Origin of the sequence: Streptomyces sp. NBC_01233 (assembly GCF_035989305.1) — a bacterium.
GTDB lineage: Bacteria > Actinomycetota > Actinomycetes > Streptomycetales > Streptomycetaceae > Streptomyces.
The window spans coordinates 1258529-1281353 of sequence record NZ_CP108514.1; the positions used below are offsets into that span (position 1 = coordinate 1258529).

The following is a 22825-nucleotide window of genomic DNA, read 5'->3' on the forward strand; positions in this document are numbered from 1 at the left end:
ACCGCTCAGCCGGCGGACGGCGGGGCGGTGAGCGGCAGGGCCGCCCAGATGACCTTGCCGCCGGTCGAAGTGTGCTCTACGTCGCAGACCCCGCCGGCCTCCCGCGTGACCTCCCGGACGAGGAGCAGACCCCGGCCGCCGGTCTGGCCGAAGTCGGCTTCCAGCGCCTTGGGCCGGTACGGGTGGTTGTCCTCGACCGCCACCCGTACCCACTCGCGGCCGATCGCGACCTCGACCGCGACCTCCGGCGAGAGGAGGGCGGCGTGCCGGACCGAGTTCGTCACCAGTTCGGAGACGATCAGGAGCAGGGAGTACACGAGGTCCTGAGGGGCCGGCACCCCTTGGCGCCCGAGCAGGTCCCGGACCGCCCGGCGGGCCTGCGGAACGGATTCTTCTACCGCGGGCGCCGTGAACCTCCACACCCCCTCGTAGGCGAGGGGGTCGGCCGGAGCCTCCGGCTCCCCCTCCTTGGCTGGCGGGACACTCCCGCTGACATCCATCTTCCGTCCCCCGTCTTCACGCTCGATCGTCTCCACGCGTCAAGAGTGGGGAACGGGCAGATCCGGACCGGACTGCTGACCAGAAGTCAGCGTCAATCGGACACATTCTGACCACTGGCGTATGACAGAGTCAGTTGTTCGACTGTTCCTGATCTTCTGTGGGGCGCTTCGCGGCCGACTCCCCGGCCCCGTCCGCCGCGGCCTCCTCCCGCGGCTCCTCGTCTTCCCTGACCAAGCCCAGGATGCGCCGGGCCCCCGTGCCCAGGGCGATCAGGCTCAGGCCGTCGAACAGGAGGGCGAGGGAGAAGAAGGTTCCGATCACGTACAGACTGTTGCCGGGCCAGTTGGAGAGGATCAGGATCCCCAGCAGGACCCCGAACGCGCCCTGGACGAGCGCGAGCCCGAAGTGCGGTCCGCGCACCACCAGCGCTCCGACCAGCCGGAACAGCCCGCCGGTCAGGAAGAGCAGTGCGGCGAACATGGTCAGTGCCTCGGCGCTCGCCTCGGGCCGGCGCAGGATCACGAATCCCGCCGCGAGATTGATCGCGGCGACGACGACGGCGAGCCAGAAGTAGTTGCTCTTGCGCGACTGCACGGCCTGCAGCAGACCCACCGCGCCGCCGATCAGCAGCAGCCAGCCGAAGAGGAACATCGAGGTGAGCGTCGCCAGGCCGGTGTAGACGAGGCCCACCAGACCGGCCAGTACGAGGATCACCCCGAGCAGCGCCAGCAGCCCGTAACTGCGGCTGAGCTTCTGCTTCTCCCTCTGCGGTTCCCGGCCCCCGGCCTCGGCCTCGGCCTCGGTACGGTCTGCACGGTCCGTTCCCATGGACGCGCCACCTCCTCGCACCCCCCGGACGACTCCCTTGATCATAGGTTTGGCCGCCCGGGATAGCATCCGGCGCATGGACGCAGACCTCGACGCCACCCTCCTGCACACGGTCGCCGACGGGGTCGCCACCGTCGTCATCTCGCACCCCGCCAAGCGCAACGCCATGACCGCCTCGATGTGGCGGGCGCTCCCGGAGCTGCTGACGGGCCTGGCGCGCGACCCGGCGGTACGGGCGCTCGTCCTGACCGGAGCCGGACCGACCTTCTGCGCGGGCGCCGACATCTCCTCGCTGACCGGGGACGAGGACCCGAGGGCCCTCGCCGTGACGGCGGAGGAGGCCCTGGCCGCCTTCCCCAAGCCGACGCTGGCGGCCGTCCGCGGGTTCTGCGTCGGCGGCGGGAGCCAGCTGGCGGCGGCCTGCGACCTGCGCTTCGCGGAGGAGGGTGCCTCCTTCGGGGTGACCCCGGCGAAGCTGGGCATCGTCTACCCGGCCTCCTCCACCCGGAGGCTGGCCTCCCTGGTCGGCCCGGCCTGGGCCAAGTACCTCCTCTTCTCGGCGGAGTTGATCGGCGCGGACCAGGCGCTGCGCGCCGGGTTCCTGAACGAGCTGCTGCCGGCCGGGCAGCTGGACAAGAGGGTCGCCGAGTTCACCCGGATCCTCGCCTCGCGCTCGCAGCTGACGCAGGCTGCGGCCAAGGAGTTCGCGGACGGCCGGACGGACCGGGACGGGCACTGGGACGCCCGGGCGGCGGTGAGCGACGACGCCGCGGAGGGCGTCGCCGCGTTCCTGGAGCGCCGGGCCCCCCGCTTCACCTGGACGACGTGAGGCGGTGACGCCCCGACCTGCGCCGGTGACGCCCCGGCCTACACCAGCGGGCTGTGCGCCCGCAGCCGGGCGACCAGCTCGGCGGGCGCCTTCTGCGGCGAACCGGCGTCATAGGGCGGCTGGGGGTCGTACTCGGTCATCAGCTGGACGGTCTGGGCGACCTCGTCCCCCGCGATCCTGCCGAGCAGGGTGAGGCCCATGTCGATCCCGGAGGACACCCCGGCCGCGGTGACGTACTTCCCGTCGAAGACGACCCGCTCCCCGGTGGGCTCGGCCCCGAACCGCGGCAGCTGGTCGAGGAACAGCCAGTGGCCGGCCGCCCGCCTCCCGTCGAGCAGCCCGGCGGCGGCGAGCAGCAGCGATCCGGTGCACACGGACGTGGTCCACGTGCTGGTGGCGTCGACGGCCTTCAGCCACTCCAGTACGGCGGGGTTCTTCATCTCCACCTCCGGGTGGGGCCCGCCGGGCACGATGACGATGTCGGGCCGGGTCACCTCGCCGAGCGCCTTGTCGGCGACGAGCGCGAGCGACCCGTTGTCCGTCCGCACGGGCCCGGGGCGCTCGGACACGAACACGACCTCGGCGTCCGGCAGCCGCCCGAGCGTGTCGAAGGGCCCGATGGCGTCGAGGGCGGTGAAGCGGTCGTAGAGCAGTACGGCGATCTGCATGGCTCCTCCGGAGCGGTGGTGGGTATGCGTTCTCTGTCTGGACTGTCTGGACTGTCTGTCCGGCCGGCCGGCCGGCTAAGGGGCCCGGGGTGCCCCGAACCGGCGGCGGTATTCCGTCGGGGGCTGGCCCAGCGTCTTCACGAAGGCCCGGCGCAGGGCCTCCGGCGTGCCGTACCCGCAGGCGCGGGCGACCTGGGCGATGCCCGAGGAGCCCTCCTCCAGCAGGCGCCGGGCGTGCTCCACCCGCACCCGCTCCACGTACCGCCCCGGGGTCACCCCGGTCTCCGTCTGGAAGGACCGGGCGAAGTGGCGCGGGGAGAGACGGGCCCGTGCGGCGAGCGCCTCGACGCTGAGGTCGCCGTCCGGATGTTCGGTGATCCACTGCTGCACGTCCCGCAGCGGCTCCCGCCGGGCCGTCTGGGCCGCCAGCTGCGCGCTGAACTGTGCCTGGTTGCCCGGCCTGTGCAGGAACACCACCAGATGCCGGGCGATCGTCAGAGCGACGTCCTTCCCGTGGTCCTCCTCCACCAGCGCGAGCGCGAGGTCGATCCCGGCCGTGACCCCGGCCGAGGTGGCCACCGGTCCGTCCCGCACGTAGATGGGGTCGGGCTCCACTTCCACGGCCGGGTAGTCGCGCGCCATCTGCTCGCACACGTACCAGTGCGTCGTCGCCCGCCGCCCGTCCAGCAGCCCGGCCTCGGCCAGCAGCAGTCCGCCCGTGCACACGGACACGAGCCGCTCCGCCCCACCCCCGTAGGTGCGCAGCCAGTCGGTGAGCCGCGGCTCGAAGTCGCCCGTGTACCGGCCCCCGGGCACCAGCAGTGTGGTCCCGGTGCCCGGCCGGGCGCTCTCCAGGTCTCCGTCCGGCACCAGCGTCAGCCCGCTGCTCGTACGGACCGGCGCACCTCCCGGCGACACCGTGCCGATCGTGTACCCGGGCAGCGCCGGGAACCCGGCCACGGCCGCGAACACCTCCACGGGGCCGGTCACGTCCAGGCTCTGCACCCCGTCGTAGAGGACGACGAGCACGTTTCGCAACGACATGACCCCATGGTGTGACGCGGGCCCCGATGGCCGCAATGACGTGCTTCCCACCTATTCGGCCATCCGGGGGACGTCCGCCCGCCCGGATAGGATCGGCACATCATGACTGCAACCCTCGTCGCCAAGAAGCTCACCGCCGCGCACGGTGAGCGCACGCTCTTCGCCGATCTCGACCTCGTCGTCGCCCCCGGTGACGTCATCGGCCTCGTCGGCGTGAACGGCGCCGGGAAGTCCACCCTGCTGCGCCTGCTCGCCGGGCTGGACACCCCCGAGACCGGGGAGCTGCGGCTCTCCCCGCCGACCGCCGCCGTCGGCCACCTCCCGCAGGAGCCGGAGCGCCGGCCGTCCGAGTCGGTCCGGGACTTCCTGGCCCGCCGTACGGGCGTGGCCGCCGCGCAGGCGGAGCTCGACGCGGCGACGCAGGGGCTGGTGGACGGCACGCCGGGCGCGGACGACGCGTACGCGACCGCGCTGGACCGGTGGCTGGACCTCGGCGGCGCCGATCTCGACGAGCGGGCGGAGGAGGTCGCCGCCGAGCTCGGTCCCATGGTGGGCCTGGACCTGCCCATGACGGCGCTCTCGGGCGGCCAGGCGGCCCGCGCGGGCCTCGCCTCGCTGCTGCTCTCCCGCTACGACGTCTTCCTCCTCGACGAGCCCACCAACGACCTGGACCTGGACGGTCTGGAGCGGCTGGAGCGGTTCGTCAAGGGGCTGCGCGCGGGCACGGTCGTCATCAGCCACGACCGCGAGTTCCTGACGCGGACCGTCACCAAGGTCCTCGAACTCGACCTGGCCCAGCAGCAGATCAACCTCTACGGCGGCGGCTACGACGCGTACCTGGAGGAGCGCGATCGCGCCCGCGACCACGCCCGCGAGGAGTTCGAGGAGTACGCGGGCAAGAAGTCGGCCCTGGAGGGCCGGGCCCAGATGCAGCGCAACTGGATGGACAAGGGCGTGCGCAACGCCCGCCGCAAGGCCTCCGACAACGACAAGATCGGCAAGAACCTGCGCGGCGAGTCCAGCGAGAAGCAGGCCGCCAAGGCCCGCCAGACGCAGCGCGCGATCGAGCGGCTGGAGGTCGTGGACGAGCCCCGCAAGGAGTGGGAGCTGCGCATGGAGATCGCGGCGGCCCCGCGCTCCGGCTCGGTCGTGGCCACCCTGCGCGAAGCGGCCGTCAAGCGGGGCGGCTTCACCTTCGGCCCGGCCAGCCTGCAGATCGACTGGGCGGACCGGGTGGCGATCACCGGGGCCAACGGCGCCGGCAAGTCCACCCTCCTCGCGGTCCTGTTGGGCCGGCTGACCCCGGACTCGGGCTCCGCCACCCTCGGCTCCGGCGTCCTGGTCGGCGAAGTGGACCAGGCCCGCGGCCTGTTCCTCGGCGACGAACCGCTGCTGGAGGCCTTCTGCGCGGCGGTCCCGGAGACCGAACCGGCCGAAGTGCGCACCCTGCTGGCCAAGTTCGGCCTCAAGGCGGCCCACGTGCTGCGCCCCGCGGCCACCCTCTCCCCCGGCGAGCGCACCCGCGCCGCGCTGGCCCTGCTCCAGGGCCGCGGGGTGAACCTGCTGGTCCTCGACGAGCCCACCAACCACCTCGACCTCCCGGCGATCGAGCAGCTGGAGTCCGCCCTCGACGCCTACGAGGGCACCCTCCTCCTGGTCACCCACGACCGCCGCATGCTCGACGCGGTCTCGGTGACCCGCCGCCTCCGGGTCGAGGACGGCAAGGTCACCGAGCTGTAGCGGCGGCCGCGCGGGCACACCGCTCGCGTGCCCCGCGCACCCGCCCGGCGGCCTCCTCGTCGCCGGGCGGCAGCCATGCGGCGAGCAGCTCGCCCGCCGTGCCCGGCTCCGCCCGGGGGCGGACCGGGTCGCCGCGCTCCCGGACCGGCACGCGCACGAGCGTCGCGAACGCCTCGGGCGGGCGGCCGGTGGACAGCTGCCGGACGGTGCCGACGGCAAACCCACTGGAGACGCCGTCCGGGGCGTCCACGGCCTCGCACACCAGGCCGCGTATCCGCTCGCCGCGCTCGTCGAGTCCCCGCAGTCTCTGCTCCGCGTCCCGGCGCGGGATGCCGAGCGTCGCGCACCGCGAGGGCGGCCCCCCGCAAGTGGTACGTGCCTGCCGCGAGTTCGTAGACCTCGATGACCGGGAGGCCGGACCTCAGTGCCCGCGGGCCCGGTCCACGGGCGGGGTTATCCGGCCTGGTCCGCCGGGGCCCGGCGGGTGCGGGCCATCCTGCGGGCCACGAACGTGCGCGGGAGGTGCCGGGCCGCCAGGGCGTACGCCCGGTAGCGGCGGCCGGTGATGCTGACCGGGCGGCGCAGGGCCAGGTCCTTCAGCGCCCGGGCGACCACGGCCTCCGGTTCCAGCCACACCGCGTCGCGCAGCGCGCTGACGTCCATGCCGGCGCGCTCCTGGAACTCGGTGCGGGTGAAGCCGGGGACCACCGCCAGGACCCGGACCCCGTACGGCTCCATGTCCACCCGGAGCGACTCGCTGAAGGCGGTGATCCAGGCCTTGGCGGCCCCGTAGGTGCCGGTCGGCAGGAGCCCCGCCACCGAGGAGACGTTGAGGACCGCGCCGCGGCGGCGCTCTCGCAGGCCCGGCAGGACGGCGTGAGTGAGTCGCAGCGGGACCTTCACGAGCAGGTCGAGCATCCGCTCCTCGTCCTGGACCGGGCTGTACGGGAAGGGCGCGGGCAGCCCGAATCCCGCGTTGTTGACCAGCATGTCCACGGGCCTGGACCGGTCGGCGAGCCGCTCGGCGACCGCCGCGCAGTCCCCCGGATCGAGCAGGTCGGCGGGCAGCACCTCGCACACGGTGCCGTACTCGCGGCCCAGTTGCCCGGCGACGTCCTCGAGCCGCTCCTTGTCGCGGGCGACGAGGACCAGGTCGCAGCCCTTGGCCGCGAAGCCGCGGGCGAAGGCCGCGCCCAGTCCGGCGCTCGCCCCGGTGATCAGTACGGTGGTTCCTGCGGTCGTCAAGACGGCTTCACTTCCTCGTGCGGGCAGAGGTGGTGGTGGCGGGCGCGGCGTACGCCTGGGCGACGTCGACGAGGAACCGGGCCTCGTCCGCCAGGTCCCCGCCCTCCCGGGAGGTGTGGATCGAGGCGGGCAGCTCCAGCGCGGCGGCCTCGCCCTGCTGCCCGGGCAGTCCGTCGAGCTTCGCCCGGCGCGCCTCCTGCAGTACGCGGGCCAGCGCGGCCGCGGTGCGCCGCTGTTCGGGGACCCCCTGTCCGGCGGCCTGGCCGCGGGCACGCTCCAGGGCGCCCGGGGCCGCGTACTCCCCCAGGATCAGGATCGCGTCGCGCGTCTCGATGACCTTGCGGTACACCAGCAGGTTGCGCGGGACCGGCGGCCACAGCAGCTCCACCACCCGCCCGGCGCGCGGCTTGTTGAGGGCCACGTGCGGGACTGCTTCGACCAGGTCGCGCCAGAGCGGCCACAGCCGCCAGGCGGTGGCGGTGTCGGCGGCGGTGCGGCGGAGGGTGAAGAGGGTGGGCACGAGGATCGCGGCGGCGCGCAGCAGGCCGTGCAGGTTCATCAGCAGCGGGAGGGCGGGCATCGCCCAGGTGCTGCCGAACAGGGCCTTGAGCAGGTACGCCAGCCAGAACAGTCCGGCGAGGGCGGTACCGAGGCCGAACAGGCGCAGTCCGGCGGCAAGGCCCCGGCTCTCGGTGCGCCGGCTGTAGCGCCAGCACAGGGACACGCAGACGGTGTTGGCGATGACGTGGGCGGAGATCAGCACCAGCCAGTACGCGAGGGAGGGCACCGGGTCGCCGACCGGTGGCATGGTGTGGGTCCCGTGGCCGGGTGCGGCCGCGTCCAGGGCCAGGAGCGCGCCCAGCCACGCCACCGTGGCCATCCAGGAGGCGAGTTGGAGCCGGCGGCCACGGGTGGTGGCGGCGACGAAGTAGAGCACGGCGCCCGCCGACAGCACGCCGATGAGGTTGCGGACGAGGCCGATGGTGTGGGCGTAGCCCGCCCCGCGGTTCATCGCGTAGGCGACCAGGTCCGGGAGGTTCAGGGTCATCGCGGCGGCGGCGGTGGCGACGGCCAGCCACAGGCCGCGCTGCTGGGGTGAGCGCAGGGCTCCGGGGGCGCGGAGCAGGACGGCGGCCCACAGGCACACCACGCTGGGGACGGCGAGCCAGTTGCCGAAGGCGGTGAGGTCAGCTCCCATCGTTGCCCCACTCGTAGCCCATGGCCGACTCCAGCCGGGCCAGGGTGCCCCGGTCCCGGTCCGCCGGGCGCGGGCCGGCGTTCACCGTGCGGATGCGGATCATGCTCGCGAGCATCTCCGCCTCCTGCTCCTGGCGGGTGGTGTAGTTGGTGCGCCCGAGCACGGTGGGGGCGTCGCCGTCGGTCTCCTCGCCCTCCAGCGAGTGGTGTCCGAAGAGGATGTGGCCGAGCTCGTGGAGGACGATGTGCTCCCGGTGCAGCGGGGTGGTCTGCGCCTCGTAGAAGACGTAGTCGACGCTCGCCGTGCCCACCCACAGTCCGCACACTCCGGACTCCGCCGCCTCCTTGGGGAGCGGGTGGAGGCGGATGGGGCGGCCGCGCTGCTCGGCTATCCGGTTGCACAGCACGTCGAGGGAGAACGGGTGGGTCAGATCCAGATGGCCGAGAATGTTCTCGCACCTTTTACGAATGCTGAGTTGCCGGTGGGACATGTGATCCCTCTTCGGACCCTTTCCGGGGCAGCGTCGGTAGGCGTGCGTGGGCATGGGCATGACGTCCTGTGCCTTCAAGGCGGCCTCGGGGAATGCGGGTCCTGAGGGGGAACACGGAAGCCCGTCCGCCGGATGACGAACGGGCGTTCCACCATGCCTACAGATCTTGTACGCGAGTTGGCAAGGAAAGTCCCCAGGTGGGGAACCTATTCGGCCACTGCGTACGAAGACCCTGACGCGCCGGGTGGCTGCAAGCCGCCCCTGACGTGCCTACCGCTTGCGGCCCTCCTCGGGGGCCGTGAGGCCCGCGCGGCGCAGCGCGTCCGCCATCGCGCTGTTCGCGGGGGCGGGGGCACCACCGCCGCCCTGGCGCCGGCCCTGACCGCCCTGACCGCCCTGGCCCTGACCGCCCTGGCCCTGCCCCTGACGCTGGCCGCCCTGGCCGCGCTCGCCCTGGCTCCTGCCGCCCTCGCGGGCGCCGCCGCCCCCGCCACGCTGCTGCGGGGGACGGCCGCCGCCGGAGCCGCCGCCCCGCCGGTCCTCGCGCTGCCTGGGGGCTCCCGCGCCGCGCTCCGCCCCGGCCTCGTCCTCCAGCCGCAGGGTCAGCGAGATCCGCTTGCGCGGGATGTCCACGTCCATGACCTTCACGCGGACGATGTCGCCCGGCTTGACCACGTCCCGCGGGTCCTTGACGAAGGTCTTCGACAGCGCCGAGACGTGCGCCAGGCCGTCCTGGTGGACGCCGATGTCGATGAAGGCGCCGAAGGCGGCCACATTGGTGACCACGCCCTCCAGGATCATCCCGGGGGCCAGGTCGCCGATCTTCTCCACGCCCTCCTTGAAGGTGGCGGTCTTGAAGGCGGGACGCGGGTCTCGGCCCGGCTTCTCCAGCTCGCGCAGGATGTCGGTGACCGTCGGCAGTCCGAAGGCCTCGGTGACGAACTGCTCGGGGCGCAGGGACCGCAGGACGGCGGTGTTGCCGACCAGGGCCGCGACCTCGCCGCCGGCCGTCTTCCCCATGGCCCGGACCACCGGGTACGCCTCGGGGTGCACGGCGGAGGAGTCCAGCGGGTCGTCCCCGCCGCGGATCCGCAGGAAGCCCGCGCACTGCTCGTACGCCTTCGGGCCGAGGCGGGCCACGTCCTTGAGCCCCTTGCGGTTGCGGAAGGGGCCGTTGGCGTCGCGGTGGGCCACGATGTTCTCGGCGAGGCCGCCGCTGATGCCCGAGACGCGCGAAAGCAGCGGCGCGGAGGCGGTGTTGACGTCCACGCCGACGCCGTTCACGCAGTCCTCGACCACCGCGTCGAGCGAGCGCGAGAGCTTCACCTCGGAGAGGTCGTGCTGGTACTGGCCGACACCGATCGACTTCGGGTCGATCTTGACCAGCTCGGCGAGCGGGTCCTGCAGGCGGCGGGCGATGGAGACGGCGCCGCGCAGCGACACGTCCATGCCGGGCAGTTCCTGCGAGGCGAAGGCCGAGGCCGAGTACACGGAGGCGCCCGCCTCCGAGACCATCACCTTGGTGAGCCCCAGCTCGGGGTGGCGCGTGATGAGGTCCCCGGCGAGCTTGTCGGTCTCGCGGGAGGCCGTGCCGTTGCCGATGGCGACCAGCTCGACCGCGTGCTCCTTCGCGAGGCGGGCCAGCTTGGCGAGGGACTCGTCCCACTTGTTGGCGGGCACGTGCGGGTAGATCACGTCCGTGGCCACGACCTTGCCCGTGGCGTCCACGACGGCGACCTTCACACCGGTACGGAAGCCCGGGTCCAGGCCGAGCGTGGCCCGGGTGCCGGCGGGCGCCGCGAGCAGCAGGTCGCGCAGGTTCGACGCGAAGACCCGTACGGCCTCGTCCTCGGCGGCCTGGCGCAGCCGCATCCGCAGGTCGATGCCGAGGTGCACCTGGATCTTCGTACGCCAGGCCCAGCGGACCGTGTCGGCCAGCCACTTGTCGCCCGGCCGGCCGCGGTCGTTCACCCCGAAGCGGCGGGCGATCATGCCCTCGTACGTGGAGGGGCCGGGCGTGGCCGTGTCATCGAGCTCCTCGGGCTCCAGGTTGAGGTCGAGGACGTCCTCCTTCTCGCCGCGCAGCATGGCGAGGACGCGGTGCGAGGGCAGCGCGGTGAACGGCTCGGCGAAGTCGAAGTAGTCGGCGAACTTGGCGCCCGCCTCCTCCTTGCCCTCGCGGACCTTCGCGGCGAGCCGGCCGCGGCCCCACATGCGCTCGCGCAGCTCGCCGATCAGGTCGGCGTCCTCGCCGAACCGCTCGGTGAGGATGGCGCGGGCGCCTTCGAGGGCGGCTGCCGGGTCGGCGACGCCCTTGTCGGCGTCGACGAACGCGGCGGCCGCGGCGGCCGGTTCCACCGACGGGTCGGCCAGCAGGCCCTGCGCGAGCGGCTCCAGCCCGGCCTCGCGGGCGATCTGCGCCTTGGTGCGCCGCTTCGGCTTGAAGGGGAGGTAGATGTCCTCCAGCCGCGCCTTGGTGTCGGCCGCGTTGATCCGGGCCTCCAGCTCGGCGTCGAGCTTGCCCTGCTCCCGTACGGAGTCCAGGATCGCCGCGCGCCGGTCCTCCAGCTCGCGCAGATACCGCAGCCGCTCCTCGAGGGTGCGCAGCTGGGCGTCGTCGAGCATCTCCGTCGCTTCCTTGCGGTAGCGCGCGATGAACGGCACGGTGGAGCCGCCGTCGAGCAGCTCGACGGCGGCCTTGACCTGCCGCTCCCGTACGCCGAGCTCCTCGGCGATCCTGCCTTCGATGGACATCGTCACGATCGGGTCCCGCCTGCCTTCGTTTGCACTGGAAGGCTGCCAATTGTGGCAGGTGGCGGTGACGGACGGGGGGAGCCCCGTCCGTCAGCCCTTGCCCATGAGGTCCGCGGGGAAGGCCCCGGCGGTCACGGCCTTGACCACGAGGGCGCCGCCGAGCTCGGTGAGGCGGGCCAGGCCGTCCTCGCCGAGGTGCTGGTAAGGGGCGGCGTCGAGGCGGTCGGTGTCGCTCTCCAGCTGTTCGCGCAGGGCGGCGCCCGTCTCGGTCAGCTCGCCGGCGGCGTCGAGCACGCCGCGCTCGCGCAGCCGGCCGGCCGCGGCGTCCAGGTCGGCCTGCACCCAGCCGCGCATGCCCTTGAGCCACTTCGGCGTCATGCCCTTGCCGGTGGCGGTGTGACTGACCAGCGCCTCGACCGGGTCGAGGCCCGCCAGGAGCAGGGCGGCGAGGTGGCCGTCGCCGCGGTGCTCGCGCAGCAGGGTGGTGGCGTGCCACAGGCGCAGGTGCGGCTCCTGCGGTACGGGGAGGTCTGCGTGGGCCGCGTACAGGGTGCGGGCGTGCCGGGTGCAGCCCTCCGTGGCGCGCATCGCCAGGTCGGCGGCCTCGGCGAGCTCGGGCGACGCTATGGTCTCGGCGCCGAGGAGCCGGCGCAGGGAGCCGTCGGCGGCCCGCAGCCGGGCGGCGAGGGCCTCCTCGGGGGTGGTGGTGTCCCAGACGGCGGGCAGGTGCCGGGCGACGAGGTCGTGGCGGTAGTTGTAGAAGGTGGCGGTGACCACGCCGGCCCCGACGGCGCCCATCGCGGCCGAGCGGTGGGCGAGGTTGACGGCGACGGGATCGGTGATCCCGAGGGCGGCGAATTCCTTGGCGATCTCCGGCGAGAAGTAGACGGTTGCATGCAGCGGGTTGATCGCGGCGTGCCAGCAGCGACGGGCGGCGAGCAGGGGAAACGTCATGCGCCGCAGGCTACCGACTGTTTGGTACGCCGGGTAGGGTCACCGCCCGTGGTGCGCGTCTCACCACGTGGACCCCTCCCCCGCGCCCCCGGTCGGCCGGGTTCCGGCGTCTGCGTCACCGCACATCGCCTGCCCGTACAGGACCTTCAGCGCGTCGTCGATGGGGTGGTGCTGCGGCTCACCCGAGGAGTCCGGCTCGTTCCACCTCTGGAGGTTGACCGCGACGGACATCCGGCGCTTGCCGTCGGCCCGGGTCAGGGAGATCGTTCCGGCCCCCCCTCACCGCCTGGCGGCTCCTCGACGACTGACCCGCCGGCACGCCGGCCGGGATGACCGGGACTTCTCCCGGGTTCTCAGGCTCGATTCGGCCGATCCGCGACGCCGGACACCGCTCGTCACAGCGCCGCTCCCCGCCTCCTCGGCACGGGCCGCGCGGGCGTCGGCGGGGTGGGCAGCCGGCGGCTGCGCCGCAGGCCACGGGCCCCGGCCGGGCTGCGCCGGGCCGCTGGCGCGGTGCATCCGGCGCGCGGCGCCCCCGGCGTGCGCCCCGGGCCTTCCGCCATACCGTGACGGCCGAATGGCGATCGTGTGACAGCAGGGGCCATGGACATGACGTGAGTGATCACGGGTGAATACGGTCGAGCGACAAGACCTGGAACCGACCTGCCTCCCCTACCACTTGGAGTCATTCGTGCACCGCAAAGTCATCGCCCCGAGCGTGCTCGCCGCTTCCCTGCTGCTGGTGATCCCGGCGTCGGCGGCGAGTGCCGGTCCGGGCGCCCCGGGTATCGGCGACCCCTACTACCCGGCCAGCGGCAACGGCGGATACGACGTGTCCCACTACGACCTGCGCCTGCAGTACCAGCCGAAGACGGACCTGCTCGAAGGCACCGCCACCCTCCTCGCCACCGCCAAGCAGGACCTGTCCCGCTTCAACCTCGACTTCGGCCTTCAGGTCAGCGAGATCCGCGTCAACGGCGCCAAGGCGAAGTTCGCCACGTCCGGCGCCCACGAGCTGGAGGTCACCCCGGCGAAGCCCCTGGCGCGCAACACCCCGCTGACCGTCGTCGTCAAGTACGCCGGGAAGCCCTCCGAGTTCAAGGTGGACGGCTGGACGGCCTGGCAGCGCACGCCCGACGGCGGTGTGGCGGCGCAGGAGCCCGACTCGGCGGTCTGGTGGTTCCCCGGCAACGACCACCCACTGGACAAGGCCACCTTCGACGTCTCCGTCAACGTCCCCGACGGCACCCAGGCGATCAGCAACGGCGTGCTCCAGTCGCAGACCTCGCGGCTCGGCTGGACCCGGTACAACTGGCGCTCCAACAAGCCGCAGGCGACCTACCTCGCCACCCTCGCCGTCGGCAAGTTCGACATCACCACCGACAAGACGGCGAGCGGGCTGCCGATCGTCAACGCCTACAGCAAGGACCTCGGCGACAACGCGGGCGCGGCGCGCGCGAGCGTGGAGCGCACCGGCGAGGTCACCGAGTGGCTGGAGGGGGTGTTCGGTCCGTACCCCTTCAACGCGCTCGGCGGTTACGTGCCGAACGTGAACGCCGGCTACGCGCTGGAGACCCAGACGCGGCCGTTCTACGGTCCGCGCCAGTTCCAGAACGGCGCCAACGTCTCGGTGGTCGTGCACGAGCTGGCCCACCAGTGGTATGGCGACAGCGTGTCCGTCGAGGGCTGGAAGGACATCTGGATCAACGAGGGCTTCGCCCGCTACAGCCAGTGGCTGTGGTCGGAGAAGGAGGGCGAGGGGACCGCGCAGGAGCTCGCCGACTGGGCCTACGCGCTGCGCCCGGCCGAGGACGCGTTCTGGCAGGTCAAGCCGGGTGACCCGGGTCCGGAGAACCAGTTCCACGGGGCCGTCTACGACCGTGGCGCCATCGCCCTGCAGGCGCTGCGCAACGAGATCGGCGACGAGAAGTTCTTCCAGATCCTCAAGGGCTGGCCGACCGAGCGGGCGTACGGCAACGCCAAGGTCGGGGACTTCGTGCGCTACGCGGAGAAGGTCTCCGCCAAGCCGCTGGCCCAGCTGTTCGAGACCTGGCTCTACACCCCGGGCAAGCCGGAGGCCTCGGCCCTGAACCCGGCGGCCGCGAAGCCGGCGGCCCGCTCGGCGCAGTCCGCCCCGGCGAAGCCCGCCGCGGAGCCGAAGTCCTGGAAGAAGATCGCGCAGACCAACACGATCCACGACACCGAGCACGGCTCCGAGCACGGCTCCGAGCCCGGCCACCGGCACTGAGTCCGCGCCGGCCCGCACCGCACGCGGCCCCCGCATCCGGCGGGGGCCGCGCGCCCGGGTTCGTCACCGGCCTCCCGCGTGCCATGCGGCCCGCGCCCGGTAGGCGATCGGCAGGTACCGCAGCCGCTCCGGCAGCAGCGGTACGAGGAGCCGCACGGCCGTGCTGAACCGGCGGAGCCTGCGCTCCCGGGCCGGGCTCCACTCCAGCCCGAGCGCGGCCCGCGCCTCGGGCGGCATGTACCCGACGGTGACGAAGGCCCGCAGGTGCAGGAACGCCGCCCGCAGGACGGGCCAGGTCAGCCGCAGCAGCACGCGTACGGCGAGGGAACCGGCCTCGGGCCGGGGCAGCGGCACATCGGTGGCGACCAGCTCGCGGGCGACCTTGGTGGGCTCGATCTCCTCGGCGAGCATCCGGCCCCAGTACGTCCAGTACTCCTCGATGCTCTGCGGCATGTCCCGGTCGTGGATGCCGAGGATCCGGCCCACCTGCAGCCACTCCCGGTAGAGCTGCCGCTCCTGGGCGGGCGTGAAGCGGCGCAGCAGGTAGCGCCCGGCGTACAGGTAGACGGGGAAGCCGGTGGCGTGCACCCAGGAGTAGCAGGCGGGGTCGAGGGAGTGGTAGCGCCGGCCGCGGGTGTCGGTGCCCTGGATCTCCTTGTGCAGGCGGCGGACCCGCCGGCCCTCCTCGGCGGCCTCCTCGCCGCCGTACACCCACAGCTGGACCGAGCGCAGCGAGCGCTCGCCGCGGCCCCAGGGGTCGGTGCGGAAGACGGAGTACTGGTCGACGCCGGCCCCGATCGCGGGGTGGGCGACCTGCAGGGTGAAGGCGGCGGGCAGCATCAGCAGCGCCCGGACGTCGCCGGCGATGGTCCACAGCACCCCGCCGGGCGGGGGCGGCTCGGGGTCGGTGCGGCGCGTGGTCGCAGGTCCGGCGGGGTGCGCGGAGTCCGTCTTCGTCATATGACAAGTATGCGAGCACCGGACGGCCGTCTCACGGACAGAATGTCTCTGCACGGGTGTTACCCAGAGGTAACCGTGGCTGCTTGGATGACGGAGCCGATCTTCCCGCAGGAATGATGGAGTCCCCTATGCCGCAGAACTCCCCCCGTCGCCGCCGTGCCGCCGCCACGGCCGTCGCCGCGGTCGCCGCGGGCGCGCTGGCCGCCTCCGGCGCGCCCGCCGCCTCGGCCGCCGAGACCGCCGCCGCCCCGCGGCTCAGCGTCCTGTCGTACAACGTGTTCCTGATGAGCAAGAACCTGTACCCGAACTGGGGCCAGGACCACCGGGCCTCCGAGATCCCCAAGACCTCCTTCTACAAGGGCCACGACGTGGTCGTGCTCCAGGAGGCCTTCGACAACGCCGCCTCGGACGCGCTGAAGGCGAACTCCGCCGCCCAGTACCCGTACCAGACCCCGGTCGTCGGCCGCAGCAAGAGCGGCTGGGACGCCACGGGCGGCGCGTACTCCACCACCACCCCGGAGGACGGCGGGGTCACGATCCTCAGCAAGTGGCCGATCGTCCGCAAGGAGCAGGTCGTCTACAAGGACGCCTGCGGCGCCGACTGGTGGTCCAACAAGGGCTTCGCCTACGTCGTCCTGAACGTGAACGGCACCAAGGTGCACGTGGTCGGCACCCACGCCCAGTCCACCGACCCGGGCTGCGGCGCGGGCGAGGCGGCGGACATGCGCGCCCGCCAGTTCCGTGCGATCGACGCCTTCCTGGACGGGAAGAACATCCCGGCGAACGAGCAGGTCATCGTGGCGGGCGACCTCAACGTCGACTCGCGCACCCCCGAGTACGCCAGCCTGCTCGCGAACGCCGACCTGGCGGACACCGACAGCCGCACGGGGCACCCGTACTCCTTCGACACCGCGCTGAACTCGATAGCGAACTACCGCTACCCGACCGACCCGCGCGAGGACCTGGACTACGTCCTCTACCGCAAGGGCAACGCCCGCCCGGCGGGCTGGGAGAACAACGTGGTCCTGGAGCAGTCGGCGCCCTGGACGGTCTCCAGCTGGGGCACCTCCTACACCTACACCAACCTCTCCGACCACTACCCGCTGATCGGACGCTAGGCCCTGTCGTACTGGCCCCGTAGCTGATCGGGTCCTATGTGGCTGGTCGTGGGCTCCTCAGCAGGCACAACGTCCGCCGGAGCCCACACCGGCACCACCCGCACCGTCTTCTGCGCACCCTGCCCCTCGATGCGGGCCAGGTTGACGGCGACGCCGTGCCGGTTGCATCCAAAGGCCGCCTACCGGCCGAGCTCGTCGATCGCGTCCAACGCCAAGCCCCACGGGTACGGCCGCTTCTCCCCGGGGGCGTTCGGCTCGAACCCGGCCGGCCCGTACAGCACCTCCACGCCCATCTCCCGCAGCTCCTCCAAGGACCGGTCCAGGGCTCGGTGTCGGGCGTAGGCCGAGTTCACGCACGGCATTACGGCCATGGGGATCTCCTTACCAATGCCCTCGGCCACGACACCGACGACGAATCGGTCCGTGAGGCCGAGCGCCCACGCGTTCACCGTGTTGAAGGTGGCTGGGGCGACGAGGATCGCGTCCGCCTTCGGCCACACGTCGGGGTCTCCGGGCCTTTTATAGCTACTCCGGACCGGGTGCCCGGTGAGCGCGGCCAGCCCCGGCAGGCTGTCCTTCAGCCAGTCGGCAGCCGTCGGTGTCAGGCCGAGGCATACGTCCCAGCCGCGGCGCTGAGCTTCCTCCACCACCCCGGCGATCTCGAAGACGGGTGGGGCGGCCGAGCAGAGCAGGTACAGAGTCCTCGTCGTCATGGCGCCCGAGCCTATGCAATCGCCCCCGATCCGTGTGGGATCGGGGGCGAAGGCAGACCTGGCGCACGGTGCGCGGGTACGGTCCATGACGACGAGTCTTGGACGGAGAGCCCGTATGCCCGCACCTGACGATGACCACACCGGATCCCGGATTCGGGAGCAGCGGCGCCTTGCCCGCCTGACGCAGCGCGAGTTGGCCGACCGCATCCCGTACAGCCTCAGCCTCCTGAGCCAGGTCGAGTGCGGGGCGCGCGCCGCCACCCAGGGTTTTGTGGCGGCCGTGGCGCATGCGCTGCGAGTGGACTCGTCCAAGCTGACAGGACCCCCCGCTGTGACCGCACTTCCTGCCGATCGGCTGCTCGCGTTGGTCGCCCCGATCCGGGAGGCACTCGACCGGTACGACCTCGGACCGAACCCCGGCCTTGCCGATGTCCGGCCGGTGCCGGAGCTGATTGCCGAGGCAGACACCCTGTGTCAGCAGGTGCGGGCCACGCATCTCCGCGCAGCAGGGAAGGCACTGCCGCGCCTGATTCTGGAGCTGACGCACACCGTCTGCACGACGCCGACAACACCGGCGTGGCAGGCCCTCGCATCGGCGTACCGGACCGCGCACGACGTGGCCTTGAAGCTCGATCACCCGGACCTGGCGCGCGTCGCCCTGGACCGGATGGGCTGGGCCGCCGGCCGGGCGTCGGACCCGTGCCTGGAGGCCGTGCAGCGGTACAAGAGGGCGACGCTGTGGCGGTGTGCCACGTCCGCACCGCTGATCACGTCGGGGCAGGCCCTGCTCGCCGGGGCGACGAGCCGCGAGGCCCTTGCCGTGACCGGGCAACTTCACCTCGGGCTGGCCACGGTGGCCGCGAAGGACGAGGACCGGGCCGCCGTGGAAACGCATCTTGCCGCCGCCCGGGAGTTCGCGGATCGCGTCGGTGGAGAAGCGGGCGACGTGCACTGGCTGAGTTTCGGGCGGGCCAACGTCCGGCTGCACGAACTCGGTACGTCGATCGCGCTGGGCGACTTCGACGATGCCCTCGGCCGGGCCCGCGGGCTGAAGCTGCCGGCGTCGACGCTGACGTCGCGGCGGGCCCGGTATCTCGTGGACCGGGCGCTGGTGGAGATGGAGGCGGGCTCGGCGAAGACATCGCTGGCGTATCTGGCGGAGGCCAGGAAGGTGGCTCCGGAGCAGACGCGGCATCTGCCGAGCACCCGGACCACGATTCGGGGTCTGGTGCACATGTCGCGACGGGCCCCCGAAGGGCTGGGCGGGATGGCTCGCTGGATCGGGGTGTAGCACTCACAGATCTGTGAGTAATCCTCCTCTGCCGCGGCGTCAGGCTGGTGTCACCACCTCCTAATGAGGTTGTCAAGCGGCAGCAGGAGCGGAGAGTCCATGCTCGTAGCACCGTCCGTCACGGATCAAGGCCCAGAGGACGTTGACCCGTCGCCTCGCCAACGCGAGGACGGCCTGGGTGTGCCGTTTGCCTTCGCCGCGCTTGCGTTCGTAGAAGCGCCGCGACGCGTCGCAGTTGCGGATGCTGATGAGCGCGGAGGTGTAGAAGACGCGTTGCAGGCCGCGGTGGTAACGCCGGGGCCGGTGCAGGTTGCCGCTGACGTTGCCGGAATCGCGTGGGACCGGAGCGACCCCGGCCAGGCTGGCCAGACGGCCGGAGTCTGCGTAGCGGCTCATGTCGCCGCCCGTGGCGGCCAGGAACTCGGCACCCAGCAAGGGGCCGATGCCGGGCATGCTCTCGATCACTTCGGCCAGGTCGTGTTCGCGAAACCGGGCCGCAATGAGCTTGTCGATCTCGGCGATCTGCTCATTGAGGCTCATCACCTCCTTCGCCAGGGTGTGGATCACCTGCGAGGCGATCTTCTCCCCGGGGACGGCGGTGGCCTGGCGCTCGGCAGCCTCCAGAGCGGCTGCGGCAAGGGTTTCGGGGCTGCGGACCTTGCGATTGCGCAGCCAGGTCTCCAGCCGTTTGCGGCCGACGCGCCGCAGGGCAGCCGGGGTCTGGTAGCCGGTCAGCAGGATCAGCGGGCCGACGTTGCCCAGATCAAGGACGCGTTCCAATGCCGGGAAGATGGTGTTGAGTTGACCACGCAGACGGTTGATCCGGCGGGTGCGGTCGGCGTTCAGGTCGGCTCGCCGGTTGGTGAGTATCTTCAGCTCGATGGTGAGTTCGTCTTCCGACCGCAGGACAGCCAGGTCCCTGCGCATTCGGGCCTGGTCGGCGATAACGGTGGCGTCCTTGGCGTCGGTCTTGCCCATGCCCCGGTAGCCGGCGGACGCACGGTTGACCGCGAGGCCCGGAATGTAGACGAGCCGCTGGCCGTGGTTGAGCAGCACGCTGATCCGCAAAGCGGCCGTGCTGTCGGCGACATCGACGGCCCAGACCACGTCTTCGTCCAGAGCCAGGACGTCCCCGAGGAGAGAGAGAAGCTCCGGCTCGTCGTTCAGCACGCGCCGCGACAGCAGTCGCTCGCCTTCGGCGTTCAGGACCACGCAATGGTGGTGGCTCTTGCCGATGTCCGTTCCTGCCCAGATCCGGGCCACGGGTTCCTCCGGTCGCTCGATGTGCGCTTATGGTCCGGACGACCTCGCCAGCGTGGTCCTACTGAGCGATGCCCCGCAGGGCTCGCAGCTCCTAATCAGCGGCCGAGTCGTCGTGAGACGCCGGGCGGCCAGGTGGCGGTAACCATCGAGTGCAACCCGCTGAAAGCCATACCCGGCGTCTCTGGATCTCTGGACCTTACGACTGGCCCGTCCAACCCGCACAACAACGTAGGACCCGCTGACGACGGTAGGGAGCACCAGCATGGAGGCCACCCGCGGCGACCTGGATACGGTCGCCGAGCTCGTGAAACGGGCTCTCGTCCCGTACAACCGCAAGCCGGACGACATCGACATCGAGGTACTCGTCGAACGGCTCCTGGACTTCGGCATCTTGCTCCTCACCGAGGTCGTCGACCTCGACGGAGCAGCGGCCCCCCTCGCCGACTGGCACGCGCTCACGAGCGCAGGCTCGGGCGACGGGCCGTTGGCGCGGTGGAACTACGCCCGCGGCCTGGCCCGGACGATCCACCGGATGCTTGGGCTCCTGCCCGCGGCTGTTCAGTGAGCGGGGGCGTCGAGTACTGCGTGTACTGCGACCAGCGCGTTGCCGCAGTGCCCGCGAATCGGGCGGGCCCCGACTTCTCCGCCTCCGGGGTCCGCCTGCCGATGTACGCGCACCCCGGGTGTGGGCAGGGCCGCGGGTACCGCCCCGGCCCGCACGCCCGGCCCAAGACCCTGGCGGTCGGCCGGTGAGCGAGCTCGGCCGTCAGGCCCTGTACGCCGCCGTCGTGTTCGGCGCGCTTGCTGTGATCGTCGTCAGCACTGCCCGCTGAACCCCCGCCCGGACCGCGCCTTCCCGCACACGACCTGAGGAGTCCCATGTCCTTCACGCTTTCGGCGCCGACCACCCCTTGGGGCAGCAGCCGCCTCGCGCCCTACGGCAGCACGGTCGCACACCTATGGGATCGAGGGTTCGGCGGCTCTGCGATGGGAGCACTGGCTTTGCTGACCGAGTAGCCCGCCGCCCCCGGCTGATCGGACGCCCTGCGCCCGCGCCACCGCCTGCCACCACCCCGGTGCGGTGAGCGGAGGTCCCGCCCACCGCACCGGGCGTCCGGGCCGAGCGCTACGCGGACTCGTACGGCTCCTCGTACAGGCCGTCGATCAGTGCGCCGTACTTGTCGCGGACCACCCGGCGGCGGAGCTTGAGCGAGGGTGTGAGCTCCCCGGTCTCGGGGCCCCACTCCTCGGTCAGCAGCCGGTAGCGCTTGATCTGCTCGGTCCGGTTGAGCCGGGCGTTGGCCGCCTCCACCGCGCGGGCGATCTCCTCCCGGACGGCCGGGTGCGCGGCGAGTTCGGACGGGGAGGCGGCCTCGATGCCCCGGGCGGCGGCCCAGACCGGGGCCAGTTCGGGGTCCAGGACCAGCAGGGCGACGAGGTAGGACCGGCCGTCGCCGTGAACCAGGGCCTGGCCGATCAGGGGGTGCTCCTTGACGGTGTTCTCCACCAGCGCCGGCGAGACGTTCTTGCCGTTCGAGGTGATGATCAGTTCCTTCTTGCGGTCGGTCAGCCAGAGGAACCCGTCCTCGTCGAGCCGGCCCACGTCCCCGGTGGGGAACCAGCCCTCGGCGTCGGAGGCGCTCTCCACCGTGCCGTCCGGCCGCAGATAGCCGCCGAAGACGGTCGCACCGCGGGTGAGGATCTCCCCGTCCTCGGCGAGCCTCAGCTCCAGCCCCTCGATCGGGCGGCCCACCGAGCCGAGCCGGAAGCCGTCCGGGCTGTTGACCGTGCACACACCGGCCGTCTCGGTGAGCCCCCAGGCGTCCATGATCGTGACGCCCCAGCCGGCCCAGAACCGGACCACGTCGATCGGCATCGGCGCGGTCGCGCTGGCCGTCCAGACCAGCCGGTCCATGCCGGCCATCCGCAGCAGCGGATCCAGCACCTGTTCCTTCGCCCCGGCGTACGAGGCTTCGAGCGCGGCCGGCACCTCCTCTCCGCGCTCGCGGTGGCCGGCCCGGGCGCGGGCCAGGTCGTTCGCGGCCTCGATGGCCCCGCGCTGCGCCTCGGGGAGCTGCGCGAGGACCGCGCGGACCGAGGCGGCGAGCTTCTCCCACACCCGGGGCACGCCGAAGAACTGCACCGGGTGCAGTTCGCGGACCGCCCCCGCCACCGCGGTGGGGTCGGCGCACAGCCGCACGTGCGCGGCCCGCAGCAGGGGCAGGTAGATGCCGAGGACCCGCTCGGCGATGTGCGCGAAGGGCAGGTAGCAGAGGTGCTCGGCGTGCTCGGGCAGGTCGACGTGCCGGTCGAGGCGGATCGCCTGGAGCATGAGGTTGCGGTGGGTCAGCCGCACGCCCTTGGGGTCGCCGGTGGTGCCGGAGGTGTAGACGACGGTCAGCGGGTCCTCGGGGCGCGTCTCCTGCCAGGCCTTCTCGAAGGCGTCGGCGCGGTGGATCCGGGCCCCGCTCGCGTGCAGGGAGCCGTACGTGGAGTGCCCGCCCGCGTCGGCGGCCTCGGCCACGACGAGGCGTTCCAGGGGCACGGTCGGGTCGCCCAGCAGCGGCTCCCACCGCAGGAGTTCGCGGGCGCCCTCGACGACGGCGACCCTGGCCCGGCTGTGGCGGGCGATGTGGGCGATCTGCTCGGGCGCGGAGGTCCCGTACACGGTGACGGGCACGGCGCCGAGGTGGACGAGGGCGAGGTCGCTGAGCCAGTGCTCGGGACGGTTGCCCATCATCATCAGGACGTGCTCGCCGCGCTCGACGCCGAGGGCCGCGTAGCCGGAGGCGAGGACGGCCACCTTGCGGCGGACCTCGCTCCAGGTGAGGGTCGCCCAAGCGGCGGAGCCGGGGCCGGCGCGCCACGAGAGGGCGGGGAGTTCCCCGTACTCGGCGGCGTTGCGGGCCAGCAGGGCGGGGAGGGTGATCTCTTCGGGTCGTCCGGGCAGTCGCAGGTTCGTGGTCATGGGCAGCTCCTGG

General features: G+C 72.4%; 21 protein-coding genes. 6 read left to right on the forward strand and 15 right to left on the reverse strand.

The features are described from left to right. Positions 1-5: 5 nt before the first annotated feature. Both OG332_RS06195 and OG332_RS06200 read right to left on the reverse strand, forming a co-directional pair. A complete protein-coding gene (locus OG332_RS06195; protein ID WP_442816338.1) occupies positions 6-500 on the reverse strand; it encodes an ATP-binding protein in 495 nt (164 codons plus the stop codon). A gap of 130 nt (positions 501-630) precedes the next feature. After that, entirely contained in the window at positions 631-1329 is a 699-nt protein-coding gene (locus OG332_RS06200) for an HdeD family acid-resistance protein (protein WP_327412486.1), read from the reverse strand. Positions 1330-1405: 76 nt separating this feature from the next. Between OG332_RS06200 and OG332_RS06205 the strand changes: the two genes are divergently transcribed. Then, on the forward strand, positions 1406-2158 hold the full coding sequence (locus tag OG332_RS06205) for an enoyl-CoA hydratase/isomerase family protein (protein WP_327412487.1): 753 nt from the start codon (positions 1406-1408) through the stop codon (positions 2156-2158). A 38-nt stretch (positions 2159-2196) separates the two neighbouring features. Here the strand turns inward: OG332_RS06205 and OG332_RS06210 are convergent, their stop codons facing one another. Then, positions 2197-2826 carry a DJ-1/PfpI family protein gene (locus tag OG332_RS06210; RefSeq protein WP_327412488.1) on the reverse strand — a complete coding sequence of 210 codons (630 nt, stop codon included), beginning with the start codon at positions 2824-2826 and terminating at the stop codon, positions 2197-2199. Positions 2827-2901: 75 nt separating this feature from the next. Beyond that, positions 2902-3870 carry a GlxA family transcriptional regulator gene (locus OG332_RS06215; RefSeq protein ID WP_327412489.1) on the reverse strand — a complete coding sequence of 323 codons (969 nt, stop codon included), beginning with the start codon at positions 3868-3870 and terminating at the stop codon, positions 2902-2904. A 102-nt stretch (positions 3871-3972) separates the two neighbouring features. On the opposite strand from OG332_RS06215, the gene OG332_RS06220 reads away from it, so the two are divergent. Further along, positions 3973-5610: an ABC-F family ATP-binding cassette domain-containing protein gene (locus tag OG332_RS06220; protein ID WP_327412490.1), complete on the forward strand. Its 1638-nt coding sequence runs from the start codon at positions 3973-3975 to the stop codon at positions 5608-5610. On the opposite strand, the gene OG332_RS06225 is transcribed toward OG332_RS06220, so the two are convergent. The 7 genes from OG332_RS06225 to OG332_RS06255 all read right to left on the reverse strand — a co-directional run bounded on the left by OG332_RS06225 (position 5597) and on the right by OG332_RS06255 (position 12482). Next, positions 5597-5872 (reverse strand): hypothetical protein, encoded by a 276-nt coding sequence (locus OG332_RS06225; RefSeq protein ID WP_327412491.1) that lies wholly within the window; start codon positions 5870-5872, stop codon positions 5597-5599. The two genes, OG332_RS06220 and OG332_RS06225, sit on opposite strands and share 14 nt — an antisense overlap. 191 nt (positions 5873-6063) lie before the next feature. After that, positions 6064-6855, reverse strand: a complete 792-nt coding sequence (locus OG332_RS06230) for an SDR family NAD(P)-dependent oxidoreductase (RefSeq protein WP_327412492.1) — start codon at positions 6853-6855, stop codon at positions 6064-6066. Positions 6856-6862: 7 nt separating this feature from the next. Beyond that, entirely contained in the window at positions 6863-8053 is a 1191-nt protein-coding gene (locus OG332_RS06235) for an MAB_1171c family putative transporter (protein WP_327412493.1), read from the reverse strand. After that, positions 8043-8543 carry a hypothetical protein gene (locus OG332_RS06240; RefSeq protein WP_327412494.1) on the reverse strand — a complete coding sequence of 167 codons (501 nt, stop codon included), beginning with the start codon at positions 8541-8543 and terminating at the stop codon, positions 8043-8045. Before OG332_RS06240 ends, OG332_RS06235 begins: the two co-directional genes overlap by 11 nt. Positions 8544-8813: 270 nt before the next feature. Next, positions 8814-11303 carry a Tex family protein gene (locus OG332_RS06245; protein ID WP_327412495.1) on the reverse strand — a complete coding sequence of 830 codons (2490 nt, stop codon included), beginning with the start codon at positions 11301-11303 and terminating at the stop codon, positions 8814-8816. Positions 11304-11387: 84 nt separating this feature from the next. Beyond that, on the reverse strand, positions 11388-12251 hold the full coding sequence (locus OG332_RS06250; protein WP_327412496.1) for an SCO6745 family protein: 864 nt from the start codon (positions 12249-12251) through the stop codon (positions 11388-11390). 60 nt (positions 12252-12311) lie between these two features. Then, positions 12312-12482, reverse strand: a complete 171-nt coding sequence (locus OG332_RS06255) for a hypothetical protein (RefSeq protein WP_327412497.1) — start codon at positions 12480-12482, stop codon at positions 12312-12314. Positions 12483-12942: 460 nt separating this feature from the next. On the opposite strand from OG332_RS06255, the gene OG332_RS06260 reads away from it, so the two are divergent. Then, complete coding sequence (locus tag OG332_RS06260) at positions 12943-14499, forward strand: M1 family metallopeptidase (protein WP_327412498.1); 1557 nt, start codon at positions 12943-12945, stop codon at positions 14497-14499. A 63-nt stretch (positions 14500-14562) separates the two neighbouring features. On the opposite strand, the gene OG332_RS06265 is transcribed toward OG332_RS06260, so the two are convergent. Further along, positions 14563-15459, reverse strand: coding sequence for an oxygenase MpaB family protein (locus OG332_RS06265; RefSeq protein WP_327412499.1), 897 nt, complete (start codon positions 15457-15459; stop codon positions 14563-14565). A gap of 128 nt (positions 15460-15587) precedes the next feature. Between OG332_RS06265 and sph the strand changes: the two genes are divergently transcribed. Next, on the forward strand, positions 15588-16577 hold the full coding sequence (sph, locus tag OG332_RS06270) for a sphingomyelin phosphodiesterase (protein ID WP_327412500.1): 990 nt from the start codon (positions 15588-15590) through the stop codon (positions 16575-16577). Between the two features lie 179 nt (positions 16578-16756). Here the strand turns inward: sph and OG332_RS06275 are convergent, their stop codons facing one another. Beyond that, a complete protein-coding gene (locus OG332_RS06275) occupies positions 16757-17290 on the reverse strand; it encodes a flavoprotein (protein ID WP_327412501.1) in 534 nt (177 codons plus the stop codon). A 115-nt stretch (positions 17291-17405) separates the two neighbouring features. On the opposite strand from OG332_RS06275, the gene OG332_RS06280 reads away from it, so the two are divergent. Beyond that, positions 17406-18581 (forward strand): helix-turn-helix domain-containing protein, encoded by a 1176-nt coding sequence (locus tag OG332_RS06280; protein ID WP_327412502.1) that lies wholly within the window; start codon positions 17406-17408, stop codon positions 18579-18581. A 72-nt stretch (positions 18582-18653) separates the two neighbouring features. Here the strand turns inward: OG332_RS06280 and OG332_RS06285 are convergent, their stop codons facing one another. Further along, positions 18654-19844, reverse strand: a complete 1191-nt coding sequence (locus tag OG332_RS06285; protein ID WP_327412503.1) for an IS110 family transposase — start codon at positions 19842-19844, stop codon at positions 18654-18656. Positions 19845-20106: 262 nt separating this feature from the next. On the opposite strand from OG332_RS06285, the gene OG332_RS06290 reads away from it, so the two are divergent. After that, positions 20107-20409 carry a DUF6415 family natural product biosynthesis protein gene (locus OG332_RS06290; protein WP_327412504.1) on the forward strand — a complete coding sequence of 101 codons (303 nt, stop codon included), beginning with the start codon at positions 20107-20109 and terminating at the stop codon, positions 20407-20409. A 561-nt stretch (positions 20410-20970) separates the two neighbouring features. Here OG332_RS06290 and OG332_RS06295 read toward each other — a convergent pair. Next, on the reverse strand, positions 20971-22812 hold the full coding sequence (locus tag OG332_RS06295) for an AMP-dependent synthetase/ligase (protein WP_327412505.1): 1842 nt from the start codon (positions 22810-22812) through the stop codon (positions 20971-20973). Between the last annotated feature and the right edge of the window lie 13 nt (positions 22813-22825).